General features: G+C 70.0%; 18 protein-coding genes and 2 pseudogenes. 6 read left to right on the forward strand and 14 right to left on the reverse strand.

Annotated features, from left to right (window positions below):
• Window positions 1-45: 45 nt before the first annotated feature.
• Complete coding sequence (gene mqnP, locus ABZ876_RS03970) at window positions 46-948, reverse strand: menaquinone biosynthesis prenyltransferase MqnP (protein ID WP_361773777.1); 903 nt, start codon at window positions 946-948, stop codon at window positions 46-48.
• A complete protein-coding gene (locus ABZ876_RS03975) occupies window positions 945-2,402 on the reverse strand; it encodes a menaquinone biosynthesis decarboxylase (RefSeq protein WP_361773780.1) in 1,458 nt (485 codons plus the stop codon). Before ABZ876_RS03975 ends, mqnP begins: the two co-directional genes overlap by 4 nt.
• An 88-nt stretch (window positions 2,403-2,490) precedes the next feature.
• Between ABZ876_RS03975 and ABZ876_RS03980 the strand changes: the two genes are divergently transcribed.
• The gene (locus ABZ876_RS03980) at window positions 2,491-2,883 is read left to right on the forward strand and encodes a PLD nuclease N-terminal domain-containing protein (protein ID WP_361773783.1); all 393 of its coding nucleotides are present in this window, start codon (window positions 2,491-2,493) and stop codon (window positions 2,881-2,883) included.
• Window positions 2,884-2,901: 18 nt separating this feature from the next.
• Window positions 2,902-3,783: a LysR family transcriptional regulator gene (locus ABZ876_RS03985; RefSeq protein WP_361773786.1), complete on the forward strand. Its 882-nt coding sequence runs from the start codon at window positions 2,902-2,904 to the stop codon at window positions 3,781-3,783.
• Here the strand turns inward: ABZ876_RS03985 and ABZ876_RS03990 are convergent.
• The gene (locus tag ABZ876_RS03990; RefSeq protein ID WP_361773790.1) at window positions 3,680-4,627 is read right to left on the reverse strand and encodes a DMT family transporter; all 948 of its coding nucleotides are present in this window, start codon (window positions 4,625-4,627) and stop codon (window positions 3,680-3,682) included. The two genes, ABZ876_RS03985 and ABZ876_RS03990, sit on opposite strands and share 104 nt — an antisense overlap.
• Before the next feature lie 315 nt (window positions 4,628-4,942).
• On the opposite strand from ABZ876_RS03990, the gene ABZ876_RS03995 reads away from it, so the two are divergent.
• Window positions 4,943-7,036 carry a hypothetical protein gene (locus tag ABZ876_RS03995; protein ID WP_361773792.1) on the forward strand — a complete coding sequence of 698 codons (2,094 nt, stop codon included), beginning with the start codon at window positions 4,943-4,945 and terminating at the stop codon, window positions 7,034-7,036.
• A gap of 73 nt (window positions 7,037-7,109) precedes the next feature.
• Window positions 7,110-8,654: a hypothetical protein gene (locus ABZ876_RS04000; RefSeq protein ID WP_361773795.1), complete on the forward strand. Its 1,545-nt coding sequence runs from the start codon at window positions 7,110-7,112 to the stop codon at window positions 8,652-8,654.
• Between the two features lie 6 nt (window positions 8,655-8,660).
• On the opposite strand, the gene ABZ876_RS04005 is transcribed toward ABZ876_RS04000, so the two are convergent.
• From ABZ876_RS04005 to hemL, 8 genes are all read right to left on the reverse strand, one after another.
• Window positions 8,661-9,071, reverse strand: a complete 411-nt coding sequence (locus ABZ876_RS04005; protein WP_361773798.1) for an SRPBCC domain-containing protein — start codon at window positions 9,069-9,071, stop codon at window positions 8,661-8,663.
• Window positions 9,072-9,182: 111 nt separating this feature from the next.
• On the reverse strand, window positions 9,183-10,265 hold the full coding sequence (ccsB, locus tag ABZ876_RS04010; protein WP_361773801.1) for a c-type cytochrome biogenesis protein CcsB: 1,083 nt from the start codon (window positions 10,263-10,265) through the stop codon (window positions 9,183-9,185).
• Complete coding sequence (locus ABZ876_RS04015) at window positions 10,262-12,064, reverse strand: cytochrome c biogenesis protein ResB (protein WP_361773804.1); 1,803 nt, start codon at window positions 12,062-12,064, stop codon at window positions 10,262-10,264. Before ABZ876_RS04015 ends, ccsB begins: the two co-directional genes overlap by 4 nt.
• A 3-nt stretch (window positions 12,065-12,067) precedes the next feature.
• Window positions 12,068-12,832, reverse strand: a complete 765-nt coding sequence (locus ABZ876_RS04020; protein WP_361773807.1) for a cytochrome c biogenesis protein CcdA — start codon at window positions 12,830-12,832, stop codon at window positions 12,068-12,070.
• Window position 12,833: 1 nt separating this feature from the next.
• Window positions 12,834-13,466 (reverse strand): TlpA disulfide reductase family protein, encoded by a 633-nt coding sequence (locus tag ABZ876_RS04025; protein WP_361773810.1) that lies wholly within the window; start codon window positions 13,464-13,466, stop codon window positions 12,834-12,836.
• Window positions 13,467-13,541: 75 nt separating this feature from the next.
• Complete coding sequence (locus tag ABZ876_RS04030) at window positions 13,542-14,834, reverse strand: polysaccharide deacetylase family protein (protein WP_361773813.1); 1,293 nt, start codon at window positions 14,832-14,834, stop codon at window positions 13,542-13,544.
• Between the two features lie 185 nt (window positions 14,835-15,019).
• Entirely contained in the window at window positions 15,020-15,694 is a 675-nt protein-coding gene (locus ABZ876_RS04035) for a histidine phosphatase family protein (RefSeq protein WP_361773816.1), read from the reverse strand.
• Window positions 15,691-17,010, reverse strand: a complete 1,320-nt coding sequence (hemL, locus tag ABZ876_RS04040; protein ID WP_361773819.1) for a glutamate-1-semialdehyde 2,1-aminomutase — start codon at window positions 17,008-17,010, stop codon at window positions 15,691-15,693. The genes ABZ876_RS04035 and hemL overlap by 4 nt, the downstream gene beginning before the upstream one ends.
• Before the next feature lie 430 nt (window positions 17,011-17,440).
• Between hemL and ABZ876_RS04045 the strand changes: the two genes are divergently transcribed.
• Window positions 17,441-17,938 carry a hypothetical protein gene (locus ABZ876_RS04045; protein WP_361773822.1) on the forward strand — a complete coding sequence of 166 codons (498 nt, stop codon included), beginning with the start codon at window positions 17,441-17,443 and terminating at the stop codon, window positions 17,936-17,938.
• A 447-nt stretch (window positions 17,939-18,385) separates the two neighbouring features.
• On the opposite strand, the pseudogene ABZ876_RS04050 reads toward ABZ876_RS04045, so the two are convergent.
• The 3 genes and pseudogenes from ABZ876_RS04050 to ABZ876_RS04060 form a co-directional block, all read right to left on the reverse strand.
• Window positions 18,386-18,580, reverse strand: a pseudogene (locus ABZ876_RS04050) (hypothetical protein); the annotation flags it as partial.
• Window positions 18,581-18,729: 149 nt separating this feature from the next.
• The gene (locus tag ABZ876_RS04055) at window positions 18,730-19,134 is read right to left on the reverse strand and encodes a cytochrome c oxidase assembly protein (protein WP_361773951.1); all 405 of its coding nucleotides are present in this window, start codon (window positions 19,132-19,134) and stop codon (window positions 18,730-18,732) included.
• Window positions 19,135-19,506: 372 nt separating this feature from the next.
• Window positions 19,507-19,911, reverse strand: coding sequence for a hypothetical protein (locus ABZ876_RS04060; protein WP_361773825.1), 405 nt, complete (start codon window positions 19,909-19,911; stop codon window positions 19,507-19,509).
• A gap of 321 nt (window positions 19,912-20,232) precedes the next feature.
• Between ABZ876_RS04060 and ABZ876_RS04065 the strand changes: the two are divergent.
• Window positions 20,233-20,637, forward strand: a pseudogene (locus ABZ876_RS04065) (amino acid transporter); the annotation flags it as partial.

Here is a 20,637-nt window from a genome sequence, read left to right on the forward strand (position 1 = left end):
GTGGCCTCCCTGGGGTCCTGTCCTCGATGGTAGGCCGCACCGTGTTCAGACGGTCAGACCCCGAACCAGAAGATCGAGCAGCGCACACACGAACAGGGCAATCCCGATGAACCCGTTGACGCTGAAGAACGCGCGGTTGAGGCGGCTCAGGTCGTGGGGCCGCACGATCGAGTGCTCGTAGACGAAGGCGCCCGCCACGATCACCAGGCCGAGCCAGAAGAAGAAGCCCGCGCCGGTCACGACCGCGTACCACACGAACAGCGCCGTCACGATCGCATGACAGACCCGGGCGGCCCGGATCGCCGCCGGGATTCCGAAGCGGGCCGGCACCGACATGACCCCGATCTCTCGGTCCGTCTCCACGTCCTGGCAGGCGTAGATCAGGTCGAAGCCGCCGATCCAGATGCCGACCGCGAGGCCGAGGATCACCGCGTCCCAGTCCCACCTGCCGCTGATCGCCAGCCAGCCGCCGACCGGGCCCATCGCCTGGGCGAGACCCAGGATGGCCTGCGGGAAGTTCGTGAAGCGTTTGCCGTAGGGGTAGACGAGCATCGGGATGACAGCGATGGGGACAAGGGCCAGGCAGAGGGGGTTCAGCAGAGCCGCCGCGCCCAGGAAGACCACCAGGGCGATCAGGGCGCCGGTCCAGGCATGGCGGACCGACATCGCTCCGGTGACCAGCTCCCGGTGCGCCGTGCGCGGGTTCCGGGCGTCGATCTCCCGGTCGATGATCCGGTTGACCGCCATGGCGAACGTCCGCAGGCCCACCATGCAGACGGTGACCAGCAGCAGCCGTCCCCAGTGGATGTTCCGGTCCCACTGGTACATCGCGGTCAGCGAGGCGATGTACGCGAAGGGCAGGGCGAAGACGGAGTGCTCGATCATCACCAGGCGCAGGAACGCCTTGGTGCGTCCTGGCTGCGGGATCGCGGCGGAGGCGCTGCTCACAGGCCGTACTCCTTCCAGCGGCGGGTCACCTTCGCCGCCGTCTCCGGGTCGGACAGGACCATGTCGGGCCAGCCGCCGTCCCTCGTGTAGCCCTCCTCGGGCCACTTCCTCGTCGCGTCGATGCCCGCCTTGCCGCCCCAGAACTGCTGGTAGGAGGCGTGATCGAGGTGGTCGACGGGGCCTTCGACGACGGTGAGGTCGCGGGCGTAGTCCGTGTTGCCGAGGGCACGCCAGGCGACCTCGTGCAGATCGTGCACATCGCAGTCGGAGTCGACGACCACGATCAGCTTCGTCAGCGACATCATGTGCGCGCCCCAGATGGCGTGCATCACCTTCTGGGCGTGCTTGGGGTACTTCTTGTCGATCGAGACGATCGCGCAGTTGTGGAATCCGCCCGCCTCGGGGAGGTGGTAGTCCACGATGTCCGGCACGATGATCTTGAGGAGCGGCAGGAAGAAGCGCTCGGTGGCGCGGCCCAGCGGCCCGTCCTCCGTCGGGGGGCGGCCCACGACGATCGACTGGAGCAGCGGCCGCTTCCGCATGGTGACGCAGTCGATCTTCAGGGCCGGGAAGGGCTCCTGCGGCGTGTAGAAGCCGGTGTGGTCGCCGAACGGCCCCTCGGGCAGCATCTCGCCCGGTTCCAGCCAGCCCTCCAGGACGACCTCGGCGTGGGCGGGGACCTGGAGCGGGACCGTCTTGCAGTCGACCATCTCGATCCGCCGGCCCGCGATGAACCCGGCGAAGAGGTACTCGTCGATGTCACCGGGCAGCGGTGCGGTCGAGGCGTACGTCACGGCGGGCGGGCACCCGAAGGCGATGGCGACGGGCAGCCTCTCGCCGCGCCGGGCCGCCACCTGGTAGTGGTTGCGGCTGTCCTTGTGGATCTGCCAGTGCATGCCGATCGCGCGCTTGTCGTGGCGCTGGAGGCGGTACAGCCCGAGGTTGCGGATCCCGGTCTCCGGGTCCTTGGTGTGGGTGAGCCCGAGATTGAAGAAGGAGCCGCCGTCCTTGGGCCAGGTGAACAGCGCGGGCAGGGTGTCCAGGTCGACGTCGTCGCCGTGCAGGACGACCTCCTGCACCGGAGCGCTGTCCGCCTTGACCTTCCTGGGCGGCACATGGGTCATCGCGCCGAGCTTCCCGAAGGCCTCTCGGATCCCGACGAACCCGTGCGGCAGCTCCGGCCGGAGCAGGCCGCCGATCTTGTCGGAGATCTCGCCGTACGACTTCAGGCCGAGCGCCTTCAGCAGGCGGCGGTCGGTGCCGAACACGTTCATGGCGAGCGGCATCCGCGACCCGCGCACGTTCTCGAAGAGCAGCGCGGGCCCGCCCGACTTCTGTACCCGGTCGACGATCTCCCCGACCTCCAGATAGGGGTCGACCTCGGCTTTGATGCGCTTGAGGTCTCCCTCGCGCTCCAGCGCCCGGAGCAGGGAGCGAAGATCGTCGTAAGCCATGTGATCCAGTATCCGGTACCGGCTACCCTGACCCCGTCACCGGGGCCGCCCCGCGCTCCGTCACCGTCTCCTGGGGGATCGCACGACCATGTTCCGGTATCTGCCCTACCTACTGGTCCTCGCGCTGTGGATATACGCCTTCATCGACTGCCTGAACACGCCCGAGGAGCAGGTCCGGGGGCTGCCCAAGGTGGTCTGGGCCATCATCATCCTGCTCTTCGGCGAGGTGCTGGTCGGTCCGATCGCCTGGCTTGTCGCGGGCAAGGTGCGTCAGACGCCGGTGAACGGCTCCACGCCCTCCGAGTGGCACCGCAACCACCGCACGAGCTGGGTGGCGCCCGACGACAATCCCGACTTCCTCAGGTCGCTGAAGGAAGAGAACAAGAAGGACGAAGCTCTTCTGAAGGACTGGGAGGCCGATCTGCGCCGCCGCGAGGAGGAGCTGCGCCGCCGGGAGCGGGGCGAGGACCCCAAGGGCTGAGGGAACCGGGACCGACCGGTGGAACTCCGGCTGCTCGTCACCTTCGAGAAGGTCGCCACGGTGCTCAGCTTCACCCGCGCCGCGGCGGAACTGTCGTATGCGCAGTCCAGCGTGACCGGCCAGGTCCGCGCCCTGGAGTCCTCGCTCGGCACGGAACTCTTCGACCGGCTCGGCAGCCGTATCCGGCTGACGGAGGCCGGCGAACGGCTTCTGCCCTACGCCCGGCAGATCATCGAGTTGAGCGAGGAGGCGCGGGCCGCGGTGGCCGGCGCGCAGGAACCGGCGGGCACCCTCACCGTCGGCACCATGGAGTCTCTGACCTCGTACCGTCTGCCTCCGCTGCTGGAGTTGTTCCACCACCGCTATCCGAAGGTGCGGATGTCGCTGCGGACCACCATCGGGGACGAGACCCGGCAGGCGCTGCGGCAGGGGACATACGACCTGGGCTTCTTGATGGAGCAGGAGACCGGGCACGCCGGGCTGGAGACCGAGGTGCTGGCCGAGGAGCCGCTGGTGCTGGTGTCGGCACCCGGACACGCCCTGGCCTCGAAGCCGGTCATGACGGCCGATCTCGTGGAACAGCCCCTGCTGGCCACCGAACCCGGCTGCGCCTACCGGGACTTGTTCGAGCGGGAGCTTGCCTCTCTCGCGCCCGTGGAGTTCCGGGAGTTCGGCACCATCGAGGCGACCAAGCGCGCGGCGGCGGCCGGTCTCGGGATCTCGCTGCTGCCCGAGGTGACGGTCGCCGCCGAACTCGCGGAGGGCTCTCTGGTCCGTCTGCCGTGGGAACCGCCGTTCACGCTTCGCACGCAGCTGGCGTGGCGGGCCGGGAAGCGGCTTCCGGCGCATGCCCGGCTGTTCGTGCAGCAGGCACGGCGGCTGGTGTCCGAGCAAGCGTGACCTTCAGCCCGGCCGTCACGATCAGCGGGATGCCCAGGGCCTGGACAAGCCCGATGTGGTGGCCGTACACCGCCCGGTCCATCAGCAGGGCGACGGCCGGATAGACGAAGGCGAGCACCGCGATCTTCGAGGTCGGGAGCTTGGCGTAGGCGGCGTACATGAGGACGTACATCACCCCGGTGTGGAGGAAGCCCAGCCCCACCAGCCAGCCCCAGCCGGCTCCTTCGCCGCGCATCGCCCCGAAGTCGGCGAACGGCAGCAGCAGCGGGATGCCGACGATGACCTGGACCAGGGCGACGAGGTGCGGCCGTACGCCGGTGACGCGCTTGGTGACCAGGGTCGACAGTCCGTACAGAAGCGCGGCGAGGAGGGCCTGGCCCACGCCCAGGAGGTAGGAGCCGCCGCTTGCGAAGTCGCCGGGCGTGACGCCCGAGACGAGGATCAGTCCGGCGAAGGCGACGGCCACCCAGCCGACCTTGGCGGCGGTGAGCCGCTCGCGGAACAGCAGGGCGCCCAGCAGCACCACATGGAACGGCTGCGTGTGATACACGACCGTCGCCACGGAGATCGACGTGTTCCCGTACGCCTGGAAGAGCAGAACCCAGTTGAAGACGATGAACACGCCGCCGAGGACGGCCAGGCCCAGGGTGCGCGGGGTGAAGCCGTGGCCGCGCAGCCAGCCGCGGGCGACGACGTAGGTGCCGAGGGCGAGGGCGCCGAACAGCACACGGAAGAAGACGACGTTGAAGGGCGAGGCCCCCGACTCGACGACGAAGACACCGAGGGTGCCGGAGAGCACCATGGCGGTCGTCAGCTGGGCCGTGCCCTTGTTCTCCGGGGTCATGTCCAGGACGCTACGAGCGGGCGGCACGACCGGTCCACGAGCTGGTGGGGCGTCCTGCCGATGGGCCCATCGGCTCCGCCGATGCCCGCGCCGGTCCCTCGCATCCCACCTTCACCGGCACCGACGTGTCGCATGTCGCCTGCCAAGCCTGACGACCGGCCGAAGCGAAACGATCATTCGCGGCCGACAGCGGAAGACTTTCGTAACCCAATGGACATCGCACGCCCTAGTCCGAATCAACTCCCCTTTTTTTACACTGACGTTGGTAGACCTCACAGCAGCACATCGGATCGGACCGCTCCGGGGGGAGATGCGGTGCACAGATCGCTGCACGGCCGGGGACCGCTGTTCGACACCGACCCGCCCGGCCTCGCTGCGCGGCTCGTCGGTGCACGCCCGTACCAGCTCCGTTCCTCACCGTACGAACACCAGGACGACCTGCCGTTCGTGGTGTTCACGGGCGGGCGCGGGCTCGGCAAGAGTGCGCTGCTCGCCGAGATACGCACCGCCTATCAGGGGCATACGCCCATCGCGCTGGTCGACGGTGAGGAGGCGCAGTTCGCCGGGCCGCCCGCGAACCGGCCCCGCGAGGCGTGGTCGCCGGTGGCGCAGGCCCTCACGACCGTCGCCGAGCAGCTCGCCGAGCCCGTGAAGGGAGCGGGGCGGATCAGTTTCCCGCGGCTCGCCTCGGGGCTGCTGGCCGTCGCGGCGGGCGGCTGGAGCGACCGGAACGTGGCGCGGATCCGGCAGGAGGCCGAGCGCATCCTGCTGCTGAACGACTCCCGGTCCTTTCTGGACGGGTTGGCGGGCCGCTGGGTGAGCAAGGTGATCGCCAAGCTCGTGGCCTCCCTGTCGAACGCCGGGCCCGTCGTCGAGCCGATCATCGAGGCGAGCCTGGAGGCGTTCAGCGAGGGGGTCGCGCCCACCCACCGGCGGCTGCGCAGGGCCGCCACATGGTTCCGCGACTACCCGAACGCCGGCGGCAATCCCAAGCTGGGGCTCATCCTGCTCTCGGGGCACTTCCGGGCGGGCGGCGACTCCCGCACCCACGCCGAGCGCTTTCTGGTCCGGGCGCTGCTGGCCGACCTCGACGACGCCTACACCGGCGTCATGCAGCGCTCCCACCGGCTGGGCCGCCCGGTCGTGCTGATCGACAATGTGCAGGCACCCGCCGGGCGCGGCCTGATGGAGGCCGTGCTGCGCGACCGGGCGGACGGCCTCGGCGACCAGGTCGTGTTCTTCTCGGCTCTCCGCGGGAAGACCCACCCGGCACTCAGGAACGCCGGCCGCCGCACCCTCGCCGAGGTGGCCCGCACCACGGGCTGGGAACCGGGCAGCTCCCCGTCCTCCCGGGCGCTGCTCGTCTCGCTGCCGCCGCTGACGCCCGACGACACCCTGCACATGGTGGGCGCCCTCTGCCGGGGACTTGACGTGCCGCCCCAGCTTCCGCACGCCACCCACCGGCTGACCGGCGGCAGCCCGCTCGGCATCACCCTGCTCTCCGAGTCGGCCCGGCAGAACCTGCCGAGCGGGGCCGGGTCCCTCGGCACGCTGCTCACCGGGGACGTCGCACTCCACGCGGACCACGACGGCCGCCCCGCCTACCGGGAGCTGCTCGACCGGCTGGTGCCGGGCGGCCGGCTCGACGAACTGACCGTGCTCGCCGCCGCGCACGACCGGGACTCGGCGCTGGCGCTCGCCGAGGACCGGCTTCCCGACGACTTCGGCGCGGCCGGGGTGCTCGGCCTCCAGCAGCGGCTCACGGAGGAGGGATGGCCGACGGCGGACGGGCAGTTCGTCGGCGACCCGTTCCTGCGGGCGCTGCTTCTGCTGCGGCTGCACCACCTCGACGCGGACCACGCGCAGTGGCAGGCGGTCCACCGCGCGGTCATCGACCACTACGGAGAGCGGGCGACCGCGGACGCGGCACGCTACCGGCTGCACCACGAACTGGCTCTCGGCGAGGCGGACTTGGCGGTGGCCCACCTGCGGGACACCTTCCCGGGCACGGAGGTCGGCGCCTGGCTGCGCTCCCTGGTCTTCGTCGCGTCCGCGCCCTACTACCACGCGCACGACCCCGAGGGTCACGACTTCGACGGCCACGACCACCGGGCCGCGGTGGCTCTCGGCCGTACGGATCAGGCACAGCGGCCGCCCGAGGGCGTGGACGCCGCCCTGCACCTGCGCGTACGGCGGTTGCTGCACGCGGTGTGGCAGCTGACCGATCCGCTGGTGCTGCCCGACCCGGAGGTGGCCGAGCGCCTGCGTTTCGAGCTGGAGCAGCTGTCGAACCTGCGGCCCGGGGGCACGGCCCTGCTGTGGCGCGCCTCGCGGGACTGGCCCTCGGACGCGCTGGCGGGCCGTCCGCTGCGTGTCCCGGGGGACGACGAGGGCGGGGGCCAGGGGTGAGGGGCCCCACGGGGCCGGGGGCCGTACGGCGGTGGGCGCGGATGACGGGTTCGTACGAGGACGGGGGTCGGTGATGACGGCACGGCTGTGGAGATGGCTGCGCGAGGACGTCTGGGAGATTCGCTTCCGCCGGTACACGGCGCTGCTGCTGGCCGCCGTGGTGGTGGCCGCCGCCGTGTGGAGCGGCCTGGTGATGACCAGGGAGGACCCTTCCTGCGCGCCGGGTGTGTCCCGTCCCGAGGGCAGCGACGACTGCGTGGGCGTCTCGGCGACGGCGTACGACTTCGGCCGTTCCCGGTTCACCGAGACCGTGCAGGCGATCGACCGCGAGAACCACCGGCTCAAGCCCGGCAGCTATGTGACGGTCGCGCTGCTGCTGCCGTTCACCGCGTCCGCCCCGGCCACCCTCAACGACATACAGCACCAGTTGCAGGGAGCGTATCTGGCCCAGTACCAGGCCAACCACGACACCAACGACCAGTCCCCGGCGATCCGGCTCGTCCTCGCCAACCCCGGTGCCGACGCGGCCCATTGGCAGACCGTGGTCGACCGGCTGTACGCGATGGCCAAGGGCCCGGACACGCTGCGGGCGGTGACCGGCATAGGGCAGAGCACCGACAGCAACAAGAAGGCGCTCGGGGCGCTGACCCGGCTCGGCATTCCCGTGATCGGCACCTCGATCACCGCCGACGACCTGGCCAACGGGCAGGGCGGCAAGGACCCCTATCCAGGGCTGGCCCGTGTCTCCCCCACCAACACGGACGAGGCCCGCGCCCTCGCCTCGTTCGCCCAGGTGTCGGGCGGCCAGGCGCTGCTGGTGTACGACAAGCCGGGCGACCCCTACACCCGGACGCTCCAGGGCTCCTTCGAGAAGCTGCTGTCCGGCTCGCGGATCGCAGCGCAGTCGTTCACGCCGCCCACCGACCGCACGCTGGACGGCACGACCGGGAACCAGTTCCGGCAGATCGCGTCCGTCGTGTGCGACACCCCGAAGACCATGAACACGATCCTGTTCGCCGGGCGGCACACCCAACTGCGGCAACTGGTCAACGCCTTGGGGGACCGGGGCTGCACGGACCGCAGGCTCACCGTGCTCACCGGGGACGAGGGGTCCTATCTCACCGGCGACACGAAGCTGCACTCGCAGGCCCTCACACGCAACCTCTCCGTCCGCTACACCGCGCTGGCGCACCCGGACGCCTGGAGGAAGGAGACCGCGGCGACGGGCGGCAGCGCGACGGACGCGAAGGCGCTGGACGACCTGATCGCCCGGAGCAAGGGGGAGCCGGTCGGCCCGATCGGGCAGGTCGCCCTGGCGGACGGACAGCTGATCATTTCGTATGACGCGATGCGGCTCGCGGTGCAGGGGCTGCGGGAGGCGACGCCGAACGGGCGGGCGGTGCCGCCGCTCGCCGACGTGGTCAACGAGTGGTCGTTCATCAAGGGGTCGCACCGGGTAAACGGGGCGAGTGGATGGATCTGCCTGGACGGGCACGGGAACCCCTACGACAAGGCCGTACCGGTCGTGGAGCTGGCACCGTCGGGCGGGTCGCGGTTCGTGCGGATCGCCTGGCCGGAGGGCAAGCCGCCCGCGAAGGAGTGCCTGCCGCCTGCGTGAGTCCCCTCAGAGGTCGCCGGCCTCCACGACGGCGAGCAGGCGCTCGAACCGCTCCCGCCAGCCCGGGTCGCCGCCCTGCTCGCTCTCGTGGGTGAAGCGCACGGTGGTGCCCGCCGGGCGGCCCGGCTCCAGGTGGAAGCGGATACGGCCGCGGCCCTCCACGGTGTACTCGGCGACCCGTTCCACGTCCCAGGCCGTGATCCGGCCCCGCGCGGTGCCCTCCGGCAGCCTCAGCGACACCGCACCGCCGAGCCGTGGCTCGAACGGCTCGGCGCGGGCCAGCCACTCCCCCAGGCCCGTGGAGGTGGCGAGGGCGGGCCAGACCTCCTCCACGGGCCGGGCCAGGCGCAGCAGGTAGTGCCGTACGAGCAGGTCCCCCCGGCGCTCGGCGACGCCCTCTTCGATGGGGTTGGTCATGACACCAGCGTGGCCCGCCGGCCGGGGTTGCGCATATGTTGCGGGCGCTCACCGGCCCGGCCGGCCACGGCCCCCGTGAGGGCCGTGGTCATGCCCCTCGTCGGGCGGGAGTCACACGCCCGCGTACGAGTGCTTGCCGCCGACGAAGATGTTCACGCCGTAGTAGTTGAACAGCCAGCAGCCGAACGCGATGAGCGCGATGTATGCGGCCTTGCGGCCCTTCCAGCCGGCCGTGGAACGGGCGTGGAGGTAGCAGGCGTAGGCGACCCAGGTGATGAAGGCCCACGTCTCCTTGGGGTCCCAGCCCCAGTAGCGGCCCCAGGCCGACTCGGCCCAGATGGCGCCCGCGATGATCGTGAACGTCCACAGCGGGAAGACGGCGGCGTTCACGCGGTAGGCGAACTTGTCCAGGGTCGCCGCCGCGGGCAGCCGTTCCAGGACGGAGGTGGCGAAGGTGCCGGGCTTGCCGCCGCTCGCGAGCTTGTTCTCGTAGGAGTCCTTGAAGAGGTAGAGCAGCGTGCCGACCGCACCGACGTAGAGGACCGCGCCGCAGAAGATCGCGGTGGAGACGTGGATGTACAGCCAGTACGAGTGCAGCGCGGGGACGAGCTGGTCGCTGGCGGTGTACAGGACGGTGACGGCGAGGCCGAGGTCGAGCAGGACCGTGGTGGTGAGGAACAGGCCGAGCCACCGCACGTTCTTCTTCAGGGCGAGCAGCGCGAGGTACACACCGACGGCGACCGTGGAGAACGTGATGTTGAACTCGTACATGTTGCCCCACGGTGCCCGCTGCACGGAGGCCGCGCGGGCGATGACGCCGCCCAGCTCCACCAGGAAGGCGAGCACGGTGAGGGACACCGCGATCCGGCCGTAGAGGTCGCCCTGGGCGTCACCGCCGTGGGCGCCGGGCCCGTCCGGCACGTCACGGGCGCCGGCCACGGCACGGGTGATGACCTTCGGCCGTTCCAGCACCGCGGTGCCGCCCGCCTTCTTGACCGTCACGGCGGGCGCCTGTGCCTTCTGCGCGGCGTCGGCGGTGAGCGCGTGGGCGGTGCGGGCGACCTTGCTGCGGCTGCCGAAGAGCCATTCGGCGATGTACGCGAAGAAGGCCAGGGTGTAGACGGCCATCGCGGAGTAGATCAGCGTGTTGCTGATGTGCGCGAGGTGTTCGTTGGTGGCGGTGGCGAGGGTCACTTCTCCTGAGCCCCTTCAGCGGCAGGTACGGGGGTCGCGGCGCCCGGCTCCTGGTCGGGGTCGGCGTCTTGCTCGTCGGTCTTCGTGGGTGCCTGTTCGTGGACGAGGGCGGCCAGGTCGCCGAGTTCCTCGGGCAGTTTGGCGGACTCGCTGCGGCCCAGGCCCGCCATCTCCACGACGGTGACGCCGTCGGCGCCGGTCGTGGCCCGCACCCAGACGCGGCGGCGCTGGATGAACAGGGAGCCGGCCAGCCCGAAGACAGCGACGATGGCGCCGCCGAGCGCCCAGCCGGTGCCGGGCTGCTGCACGATCTGGAAGCCGGCCCACTCCTTGACCTGCTTGTCGAAGGTGATCGAGCCGTTGCCGCCGGGCAGCCGCATGGTCTCGCCGGGCAGCAGGCGGGCCTTGACGAGATCGCCCTTGGAGTCCTTGAACGGCTTCAGGTTCTTGGTGTTCAGCTGGTACACGTTCTGCGGGATGCCCGCGTTGACGCCCAGGTCTCCGTGGTACGCGGACACCGCGAGCACCGGATAGTCCAGCGCGGGGAACTGGGAGAACATCGTGCCCTTGCCCGCGCCGGCGAAGGTCGGCACGAAGAACGCGGCGAAGCCCAGCTGGTCCGTCCGGCCCTGGGCGTCGCGGTAGCCGTCGTAGACCTTGACGGCGCCCTGGGAGGTGACGTTGGAGTCGATCGGCAGCAGCGGCACGGGGCCGCGGAAGACGACGCCTCCCCTGCCGTCGCGGACGGTGACGACGGGCGCGTAACCGTGGCTGACCAGGTAGACCTTGGCGTTGCCGATCTCCAAGGGCTCGTTGACCTTGATGGTGGTCTTCTTCTCCTTGCCGTAGGCGCCCACGCCGTAGGTGATGTCCGCCTGGTACGTGCGCGGCGTGCCCTTGTTGGGGCCGGTGCGCTCGTAGGTGCCGGTGAAGTTCTTCAGGTCGAAGCTGAACGGCACCAGGTCGTCGTCGGTGAAGAGATTGCCGGACTTGAAGTCGTCGTACTGGGTGAGGGTGTTGGCGAAGCCGCCGCCCTCGATGATCAGCTTGTTGCCCTCGGACTTGTAGAGCTGGCCCCAGGCGAAGGCGATCAGCATCACGACCAGGGCGATATGGAAGAGCAGATTGCCCACTTCGCGCAGATAGCCCTTTTCGGCGGCGACTGCGTCCCCCTCGACATGCGCCCGGAAGCGGCGCTGCCCCAGCGTCTTCAGTGCGGCCTCGCGGACCTGCTCAGGGTCTGTGTCGGTGCGCCACGCCGCGTACGCGGGCAGCCGGTTCAGCCGCTTGGGCGCGGCCGGCGGACGGCCCCTGAGCTGACCGACGAACTGCCAGGTGCGCGGGACGATACAGCCGATCAGCGAGACGAACAGCAGGATGTAGATCGCCGAGAACCACACCGAGCTGTACACGTGGAACAGCCCGAGCTTCTCGTAGACGGGGCCCAGCGTCTTGTGGGCGTCCATGAAGTCCCGCACCTTCAGCGCGTCGCTGCCGGACTGCGGGATCAGCGAGCCGGGGATGGCGCCCAGCGACAGCAGGAACAGCAGGATCAGCGCGACCCGCATGGAGGTCAGCTGCCGCCAGAACCAGCGGACCCAGCCGGTGACCTCGCGTGCGGTCCAGGTGATCCAGCCCAGGGCGCCGGGCGTCCGGGAGCCGCCGAAGGAGCCGGGCATGGCGACCTCGACGGGGGCGGTGGACAGCTGCGAGCCCGCATCAGCGAGGTCGGCCTCGGCGCTCCCGGAGGTTCCGGGGGTCTCGTCGCTGTGCACGTCGGTGCTCCGAGTGTCGCTCATGAATCAGATCCCCACCGTGAAGCCGTCGGACCAGCTCTGCATCTGCTGCACGATTCCGTCCCAGACACCGGTGAGCAGCAGCAGGCCGGTCACGATCATCATGGTGCCGCCGATGCGCATGACCCAGACATAGTGGCGCTTGACCCAGCCGAACGCGCCGAGCGCCTTGCGGAACGCGACCGCGGCGAGGACGAAGGGAATACCGAGGCCGAGGCAGTACGCGACGGTCAGCAGGGCCCCGCGTCCGGCGCTCGCCTGGTCGAAGGAGAGCGCCTGCACGGAGGCGAGGGTCGGGCCGATGCACGGGGTCCAGCCGATGCCGAAGAGCGCGCCGAGCAGGGGCGCGCCGACCAGTCCGGTGGCGGGCCTCTTGTGGAACCGGAACTCGCGCTGGGTGAGCCAGGGCATCAGGCCCATGAAGAAGACGCCCAGCAGGATCATGAGCACACCGAGCACCTTGGTGAGGGTGCCGTCGTACTCCTGCAGCGTGTGCCCGAAGTACCCGAACAGCGCCCCGCCGGACACGAAGACGGCGGTGAAGCCGAGCACGAACAGCGAGGCGCCCGCGGCCATCCGGCCCCGCCTGGCCTCGGCGAGGTCGGTACCGGCGACACCTGTGACGTAGGAGAGGTAGCCGGGCACGAGCGGCAGCACACACGGCGAGAAGAAGGAGACGAGTCCGCCGAGGACGGCGACCGGCAGGGCGAGCAGCAGCGCACCGGGCAGGGGCGAGCCGGTGGCCGCGGCGAGGAGGGACACTCCGGTCACGTCACTTCTCCGCGAGGACCGGGTCGAGGATCTCGTGCAGCTTCTCCTCGCTGAGGGGCTGAAGCGTCCGCGCGGCGATCTTCCCGTCCCGGTCCAGGACCAGAGTGGAGGGGATTGCCTGCGGGTTCAGGGTGCCCTTCTTGAAGCGGAGCATCAGCTTGCCGGTCGGGTCGTACAGGCTCGGATACATGACCCCGTACTGCTTCTCGAAGGCGCGGGCCGGTTCGGTGCTGGTGTCGCGGGTGTTGATGCCGATGAACTGGACGCCCTTGTCCGCGGTTTCCTTGGCGACCTTGACGAAGTTCGTCGCCTCCGCGCGGCACGGCGGGCACCAGGAGCCCCACACGTTGATGACGACGACCTTGCCCTTGTACTGGACGGCATCGAGCTTCTTGCCGTCGATCGTCGTGCCGGACAGGTCGGGGGCGGCGGCCCGCTCGCCCTTCTTGACGGTCGCGATGCCGTCCTTGCCGGTGATGAAGTTGGTGTTGCCGGAACCCCCCGAGGTGCCGCCCGAGGAGCAGGCGGACAGCACGAGCGCCGCGGCGGCCCCGGCGGTGGCCAGGGAGGCGCGGCGGCGACTGCGGCTACGGGTGCGGTTCAGGCGCTGGGGGGCGCGGCAGGCGGCACTCATGTGAAAAGTTTCGCATGTCCGATCCGGGGATCTTGCGCACCCCCCTTGCGGGTGGAAAACCGCCTTTCAGGCGGCCTATGACGGGGCGCCCGAGGCGCCGGCGCCCTTGCCGCCGGCGGTGTCCGAGAGGAACCCCTTCCAGCCACCGGCCGGCTGCTGGCCCACGCCGAGGCTCTGCAGCTTGCGGACGGTCTCGGGCCGCTGCACGTCGAGCCAGTCCGTGAACTGCCGGAAGGAGACGAGCCGCACGTCGGCGCCCTTCTCCTTCTCGCGCGCGATGTGCTTGAACGCCGCCTCGACGGCGTCCATGTAGATGCCGCCGTTCCACTGCTCGAAGTGGTTCCCTATGAAGAAGGGTGCACGGTTTGTCCGATACGCCCGCTCAAATCCGGCTATGTACGCCTGCGTCGCCTGGTTACGCCAGCCCGGGTAGTTGGACGGGGGAGCCTTCGTGGTCGCGATCGACTGGTTGGCGAGGATGTTGTAGTCCATGGACAGCACCTCGAAGGAGTGCCCCGGGAACGGTATCGCCTGGAGCGGGTAGTCCCACACGCCATGCCGCTTGACCGGCCACATCTGCCGGCCGCCGGGCGAGGAGGCGTCGTAGCGCCAGCCGAGTTCTCGGGCGGTGGGCAGCAGGTTGTCCTGCCCGAGCAGGCAGGGCGTACGTGCGCCGACCAGTTCCTTGTCGTAGTCGAAGGGCAGGGGCGGCAGATCGGTGAACCCGGTGTTGGTCTTCCACTCCTTGACGAAGGCCTTGGCCTGCTGGATCTCGCTGTGCCACTGCTTGGGCGTCCACCACTTCACCGAGCCATGGCTCTCGCCGCAGAAGTGGCCGTTGAAGTGGGTGCCTATCTCGTGACCCTCGAGCCAGGCCCGCCTGACGTTCTGCAGCGTGGAGCGGATGTGCGCGTCGGTCAGATAGCCGATGTCGGAGGCGCCCGGCCGGTTGTTCGGCGGAAGATACCTGCGCTTCTTCGCCTCGGGCAGCAGATAGAGCCCGGAGAGGAAGAAGGTCATGTGCGCGCCGTGCTCCTTGGCGAGGTCCAGGAAGCGCGGGAAGAGGCCGTTGCCGACCTCGCCGGCGCCGTCCCAGGAGAACACCACGAACTGCGGCGGGGTCTGGCCGGGCTCCAGGGGCACCGGCTTTCCCGGCTGGTGCGGCTGCTTGCCGGTGTAGGCGGTGGAGCCGTCACCGAGCGGACGCGCGGTGGCCGTGGGGCTCTCGGAGGCGTCGGAGCCCCCCTTGCCGGAACCGCCGCCGGAGTGGGTGTCCTTACGCCCCTGGGAACCGCACGCGGCGAGCCCCATCGCGGCCGCAGTGCCCGCCCCGAGCCCGATCAGTCCCCGTCGGCTGATGTCCCGCATCCCGTCCCCATCTCATAGCGCCCTCTCAGCGGTCACACAATGAGAGGGCACGATGGAGACGGCGGTTCCGCCGAACGCGCTTCCCTGCCGCGGATTTTACGAAGGTATGCGCGAATGCAAGGGATGAATACGCTTTGTTACGAAGCGTACGCCCAACCGTAAGGCGTACGCCTCCACTCGACCGCTCAGGCCCCGAACGCCTTGCCCGCCCCCTTCACCGGCTTTGCGCCCGCGAGCAGATGAGCCGGTACCAGATCCCGGGCCGGCTCGGTGTATCCCACGGACACGATCTTGTCGCCCTGGTACGTGAACGTGGTGAGAGAGGCGAGCGTGCACTGGCGTCTGCGCGGGTCGTGCCACAGCCGCCGCTTCTCCACGAAGCTGCGCACGATCCAGATCGGCAGCTGGTGGCTGACGCACACGGCCTCATGACCGCGCGCGGCGTCCTTGGCGGCGTCGAGCGCCGCCATCATCCGGACGACCTGCTCCACATAGGGCTCGCCCCACGACGGCTTGAACGGGTTGACGAGGTGCTTCCAGTTCTCCGGCCGCCGTAGCGCGCCGTCCCCGACCCCGAAGGTCCTGCCCTGGAACACGTTCTCGGCCTCGATGAGCCGCCCGTCGACCGCGAGGTCGAGCCCGTGCGCCTTGGCGATCGGGGCGGCCGTCTCCTGGGCCCGCTCCAGCGGGGAGGCGACGACATGGGTGATGTCCCGGGAGGAGAGGTGCTCGGCGACCCGCTCGGCCATCTGCCGGCCGAGCTCGGAGAGGTGGTAGCCGGGCAGCCGCCCGTACAGCACTCCGTCCGGGTTGGCGACCTCGCCGTGCCGCATCAGGTGGACGACGGTGATGTCACTCATGCTGCCGTGGCCTCCGCTGCTGCCCGGGCCGCCGCCGGAAGCGCGTCGGCGATCCGCTGGATCGCCCGCTCGTCGTGGGCGGTGGAGACGAACCAGGACTCGAACGACGAGGGCGGCAGATAGACGCCCTGCGAGAGAAGGGAGTGGAAGAAGGCGTTGAACCGGAAGGACTCCTGCACCTTGGCGTCCTCGTAGTTGATCACCGGCCGGTCCGTGAAGAACACGGAGAACATGTTGGAGGCGCTCTGCAGCCGGTGCGCCACGCCTTCCTTGGTGAGCGCGTCCGTGACGAGCGTACGGATCTCGGCCGACACCGCGTCGACCCTGTCGTACGCGGCGTCGTCCAGGAGCCGCAGCTGGGCGAGACCGGCGGCCGTGGCGACGGGGTTCCCGGAGAGGGTACCGGCCTGGTAGACCGGCCCGGCCGGGGCGAGGTGCGCCATGACATCGGCGCGGCCCCCGAAGGCGGCGGCGGGGAAGCCGCCGCCCATGACCTTACCGAAGGTCATCAGGTCGGGCTTGACGCCGTCGATGCCGTACCAGCCCGCGCGGCTGGTACGGAACCCGGTCATGACCTCGTCGGAGATGTACAGGGCGCCGTCTTCGTGGCAGAGATCCCTGAGCCCCTGGTTGAAGCCGGGCAGCGGCGGCACGACGCCCATGTTCCCGGGCGACGCCTCGGTGATCACGCAGGCGATGTCGCCGGGGTGGGCGGCGAAGGCGGCACGCACGGCGTCGAGGTCGTTGTACGGCAGAACGATCGTGTCGCCGGCCTGGGCGCCGGTGACGCCGGGGGTGTCGGGCAGGGCCAAGGTGGCCACACCGCTGCCGGCCGCGGCGAGCAGCGAGTCGACGTGCCCGTGATAGCAGCCGGCGAACTTGATCACCTTGGACCGCCGGGTGAACCCGCGGGCGAGCCGGATCGCCGACATGGTGGCCTCGGTCCCGCTGGAGACGAGGCGCACCTGCTCGACCGGCTCGACCCGGGCGACGATCTCCTCGGCGAGCGCGACCTCGCCCTCACCGGGCGTGCCGAAGGAGGTACCGCGCGAGACGGCCTCCTGAACGGCGGCGATCACCTCGGGGTGGGAGTGGCCGAGGATCATCGGCCCCCACGAACAAACAAGATCAACATATTCGCGTCCGTCGGCATCGGTCAGATAGGGACCGTTACCGGACACCATGAACCGGGGCGTACCGCCCACGGCGCGGAAGGCGCGCACCGGAGAGTTCACGCCGCCGGGCGTGACGGCCGACGCGCGCTCGAAAAGAGTCTGCGAAACTGGGGCTTCGTACGGATAGCTCACACTAGCCATGGTGTCAGAGGCCGCGAAGATCCCGCGGACAGGTGTTCCACCGCACGTTTCGGCGGGCGGCCGTGGGGGAGGTCACTGACACGATGATCGGGTTGCGCGGCGGGGGCCACGCGTCCTAGAACAGCAGTCGGGTGGAGATATGCATCGCGGTGGCGGACTGGGCGAGGGGACCGATGACCTGGGTCCTCGGCGTGCCCGGCGGGGAAGGCACCGGCGCGACGCGGAGGAGACGACGGAAACACGTCGGGGGCAGGGGCCTCACGAGGCACACGAACCGCAGGGTTCGCGGGGCTTCCAGGGCCCCCAAGGCCCGGCAGATCAACAGATTTCACAGGGTTCGCAGGGTTCGGGCAGCGCACAGGGTGCACAGGGCCCCCAGGGTTCGCACGCTTCGCCGGCTGACCCTGAGCGAATCGGGCGTGCGGCGCGTATGGACCGCAGAGGCCGCGCGATCGATCGACTCAGGGTAGGGAGCGGGAATGGTGGTCGGGTGGGGGTGACGTACAAATACTTCGGCGCGCCGGACGGCGCCACGGCAGCGCGCGTCCCGATCTCGATGCGTCCCGAGGAGCTCGGCGGCGACGAGCTCGGCATGGGCGGCATGTTCACCAAGATCAAGCCGGAGACGATGGCGGCGATGGTCCTCACGGGTATCGAGGGCGTGCCGCTGCACAAGGTCCCGCCGCTGGAACTGGTGGTCCTGCACCCCGACTACGCGGTGGTCAAACTCCCCATGACGGTCGTGGACCCGCTGCGCGGCATCGGCGAGGAGGCGGTGGGCGCGGCGGCTTTCATCTGGTCGACGGTCCCCGACCGCGGCGGCCCCCGAGACGCGTTCAACGTGTACCAGCTGCTGCACGAGTGGCAGGACTTCTCGCATCGGCTGCATGAGGCGGGGCATCAGCCGTATTGTCTGGTTTGGCCCTGAGTTGTAGGTATCGGGGGTCAAGTCCAGGACACGGGAAGGACGCACCGCGATGCAAGCGTGATCGTTGCGTACTGGTTGCGTGACCTGCGGCAACTGATGTGGAGGCGGTCGGCGGGCAGCGTCGGCCCGTCAGCCTCGGCCGTTCCTTCCCGCCCGCCCCCGGGCACGTGTCTCAGCGCATCCGCTCTCCCGGGCCGGGCGCGGTCCGCGAACGGTCCGCCGCCTTCGACGGCCTCGCGGTGGCACGGGCCGTCGGCCTCTCTCCCAGCCAGGCGAGAAAGGCGAGGACGAACACACCCTCGACGATCAGGGACAGCGGGCCGTACGGCGGCTCCCATCCGGGTTCGTACCGGGCTGCGGGGCAAGCACCGCCGTGGTCTTGTCGCCTCCCGGGCCGTGCAGGCCCATACCCCTCAGGATCGCGCGCCCCGGCTGCGTGGCCAAGGGTCATGCCGACCGGCGTTCGTCGTGGTGGACGACCGTGATGCGGCGTCCCCGGCCAGGGGTCTCGAGTTCGTCGATCACGGCGACGGCCAAGTCCTCGGCGCTGATCCACGATCGGCCGTCGCCACCGGTGAGCAAGGTGTCGGTTCCGCGTCGACAGCGGCCGGTGCGTTCACCGGGCTCGAGCAGGGCCGGCGGAGGTTCAACCCCAGTCCGGCCACCCGGGCGATGCTCGACGTCCTCGGGGTCCGACCGCCACGGCCGGCTGTGGCAGAAGGCGGGCCGGACGAGGTGCCGTTGGCGGGGCGTTCGCCTGTCAGGCTCGTGTAGACCGGGACGCGGCCGTGTCAGTCCTCGCCGTGCCGGCGGCGGATTCTGGCGGCCACCTCGTTCTGTTCGGTCTCCCACCAGGGGCGTACGCGTTCGGCGGTCGGCATCCCGCCGTTCTGCGCGGCGGCCGCCGTGGCCGGGGTGAGCTCCGCGTCGAGGCGGCGGTCGAGGGCCGCCGTCTGGACGCGTTCGGCACGCGCCCACTGCGCGAGGATCGCCAGCAGGAAGGGCAGCGCGACGAGTTCCGCGATGCCGAGCATCGCCCCGCCGCCGAGCTGCTGGTCGTGGTGGACGTCCGGCGCCCAGGAGGGGGCGTGCTGCAGATACCAGGCGCCCGCGATCAGTGTGCCGTGCGTCACGACGACGACTCCCGGCATCGCGTCGACGACGCCGTCCGGGAACACCAGCGCGGCCCTTCCCAGGGGAAGGTAGCCTCCGGCGGCCGCGCCTTGGACGGCGGGGGGCGCGAGGGGGGCGCCTGAGGGCGGGGGGTTCGAGGGCGGCTGCGCGACGGCGGACGGGGCGAGCGCAAACCGGGTGAATCGGCCCCCAACTTATCGAGAATGACGGGATGTCAGATAGAGGGTGGGACACCACCGGGCAGGCCCAAGGGGGCGTTGCGTTCGGCGCAACCGATGCACTCGGGGATCCGGTGCCGTTACACCCTGTTCCACGACTGACCGGGTGTCAAAGCAGGAAAGGGCGCCCCGTCTCCGGGGCGCCCCTCGGCCTCGTGGCGTCACTTCGCCATGATGCCTCTCGGCGTCAGTCGCGTGATGCCTAGTGGCGTCACGTCACCGCACGACGACGGTCACGGTCGGCGACATGGTGTTGCCGTGGATGACACGGAACCTCTCCGTGCCCTTGGCGGCAAGCCGGGTGGCCGAGATGCTGTAGGTGCTGCCGTTTTCGACCCTGACGGTCTTCACGACGACCCACCTACCACCGCTGTAACGCTGGAGGTTGAGCACGTCGCCTGTCTTCAGGCCCTGGGTGCGGCCCGTGAACGTCACAGACTCGCCCAGCTTCAGCTCGGTCTTGGAGGGCTGCACGGTGATCGAAGACCCGATCACGTTCGTGTTCGTCGCCACGGAGGGCGAGACGGCGAAGGCGCCAGGCGCCCCGGCCGTCAGCATGGCAACGGCGAGCACACCGGCGGGAAGGACACGGGCGGAGCGGGTACGAAGCGAGGATTTCACGTTTCTCTCCTGTGCTGAGACAGATCCCCCCTGACGGATTCCCCCAACTGCGCGCACCTTCGAGGCTTCCATGGAGCCGACCGGGCGGCGACCTGGCCGTCACCGGAATGCAGTAACGAGCGAGCCCGAAAAGCCATTACCGTCTGTGATAGAACCAGGTCATTTCGGTAATTACGAGAGTCCGACTTCTTACCTTCGCTTCATGTCGTCCCGAGCCGCCCCGGTGCGGAGGCCCCCCGAACACTCTCTGCCTAGGCTGGAAGCGGGGTCATCCCGATGGCCGGAACCGTTCGCAGAGCCGTACGCCAGGAGAGCACGCCGATGGCCGCTACGGAGCACGCCCACCCGAGCCGGTTGCGGGCGTGGATGCTTGAGGGGCTGTCCGACATGGGCAAGGGCTCCGCTCAGGGCCCGTACGCCCAGCCCGAACCGGCGCACAAGGGCCAGCGCTGGTGGCGGGTGATGTGCCTGACCGGCGTCGACTACTTCTCCACGCTCGGCTATCAGCCCGGAATCGCCGCCCTGGCCGCCGGACTGCTCTCGCCCGTCGCCACCATCGTGCTCGTGATCGTCACCCTGGCCGGCGCCCTGCCCGTCTACCGGCGCGTGGCGCAGGAGAGTCCGCACGGCCAAGGCTCCATCGCCATGCTCGAGCGGCTGCTCTCCTTCTGGCAGGGCAAACTCTTCGTCCTGACCCTGCTGGGCTTCGCCGCCACCGACTTCCTG

This window comes from Streptomyces sp. NPDC046931 (genome assembly GCF_040644655.1).
Classification (GTDB): Bacteria; Actinomycetota; Actinomycetes; order Streptomycetales; family Streptomycetaceae; genus Streptomyces.

Coding starts and splice junctions, on each gene's coding strand:
- ABZ876_RS04030 (WP_361773813.1), bottom strand. CDS start 14,834: ATGCGGGACATCAGCCGACGGGGACTGATCGGGCTCGGGGCGGGCACT.
- ABZ876_RS03980 (WP_361773783.1), top strand. CDS start 2,491: ATGTTCCGGTATCTGCCCTACCTACTGGTCCTCGCGCTGTGGATATAC.
- hemL (WP_361773819.1), bottom strand. CDS start 17,010: ATGGCTAGTGTGAGCTATCCGTACGAAGCCCCAGTTTCGCAGACTCTT.
- ABZ876_RS04005 (WP_361773798.1), bottom strand. CDS start 9,071: ATGACCAACCCCATCGAAGAGGGCGTCGCCGAGCGCCGGGGGGACCTG.
- ABZ876_RS04025 (WP_361773810.1), bottom strand. CDS start 13,466: ATGAGTGCCGCCTGCCGCGCCCCCCAGCGCCTGAACCGCACCCGTAGC.
- ABZ876_RS04035 (WP_361773816.1), bottom strand. CDS start 15,694: ATGAGTGACATCACCGTCGTCCACCTGATGCGGCACGGCGAGGTCGCC.
- ABZ876_RS04000 (WP_361773795.1), top strand. CDS start 7,110: ATGACGGCACGGCTGTGGAGATGGCTGCGCGAGGACGTCTGGGAGATT.
- ABZ876_RS04045 (WP_361773822.1), top strand. CDS start 17,441: ATGGACCGCAGAGGCCGCGCGATCGATCGACTCAGGGTAGGGAGCGGG.
- ABZ876_RS03990 (WP_361773790.1), bottom strand. CDS start 4,627: ATGACCCCGGAGAACAAGGGCACGGCCCAGCTGACGACCGCCATGGTG.
- ABZ876_RS03975 (WP_361773780.1), bottom strand. CDS start 2,402: ATGGCTTACGACGATCTTCGCTCCCTGCTCCGGGCGCTGGAGCGCGAG.
- ABZ876_RS04015 (WP_361773804.1), bottom strand. CDS start 12,064: ATGAGCGACACTCGGAGCACCGACGTGCACAGCGACGAGACCCCCGGA.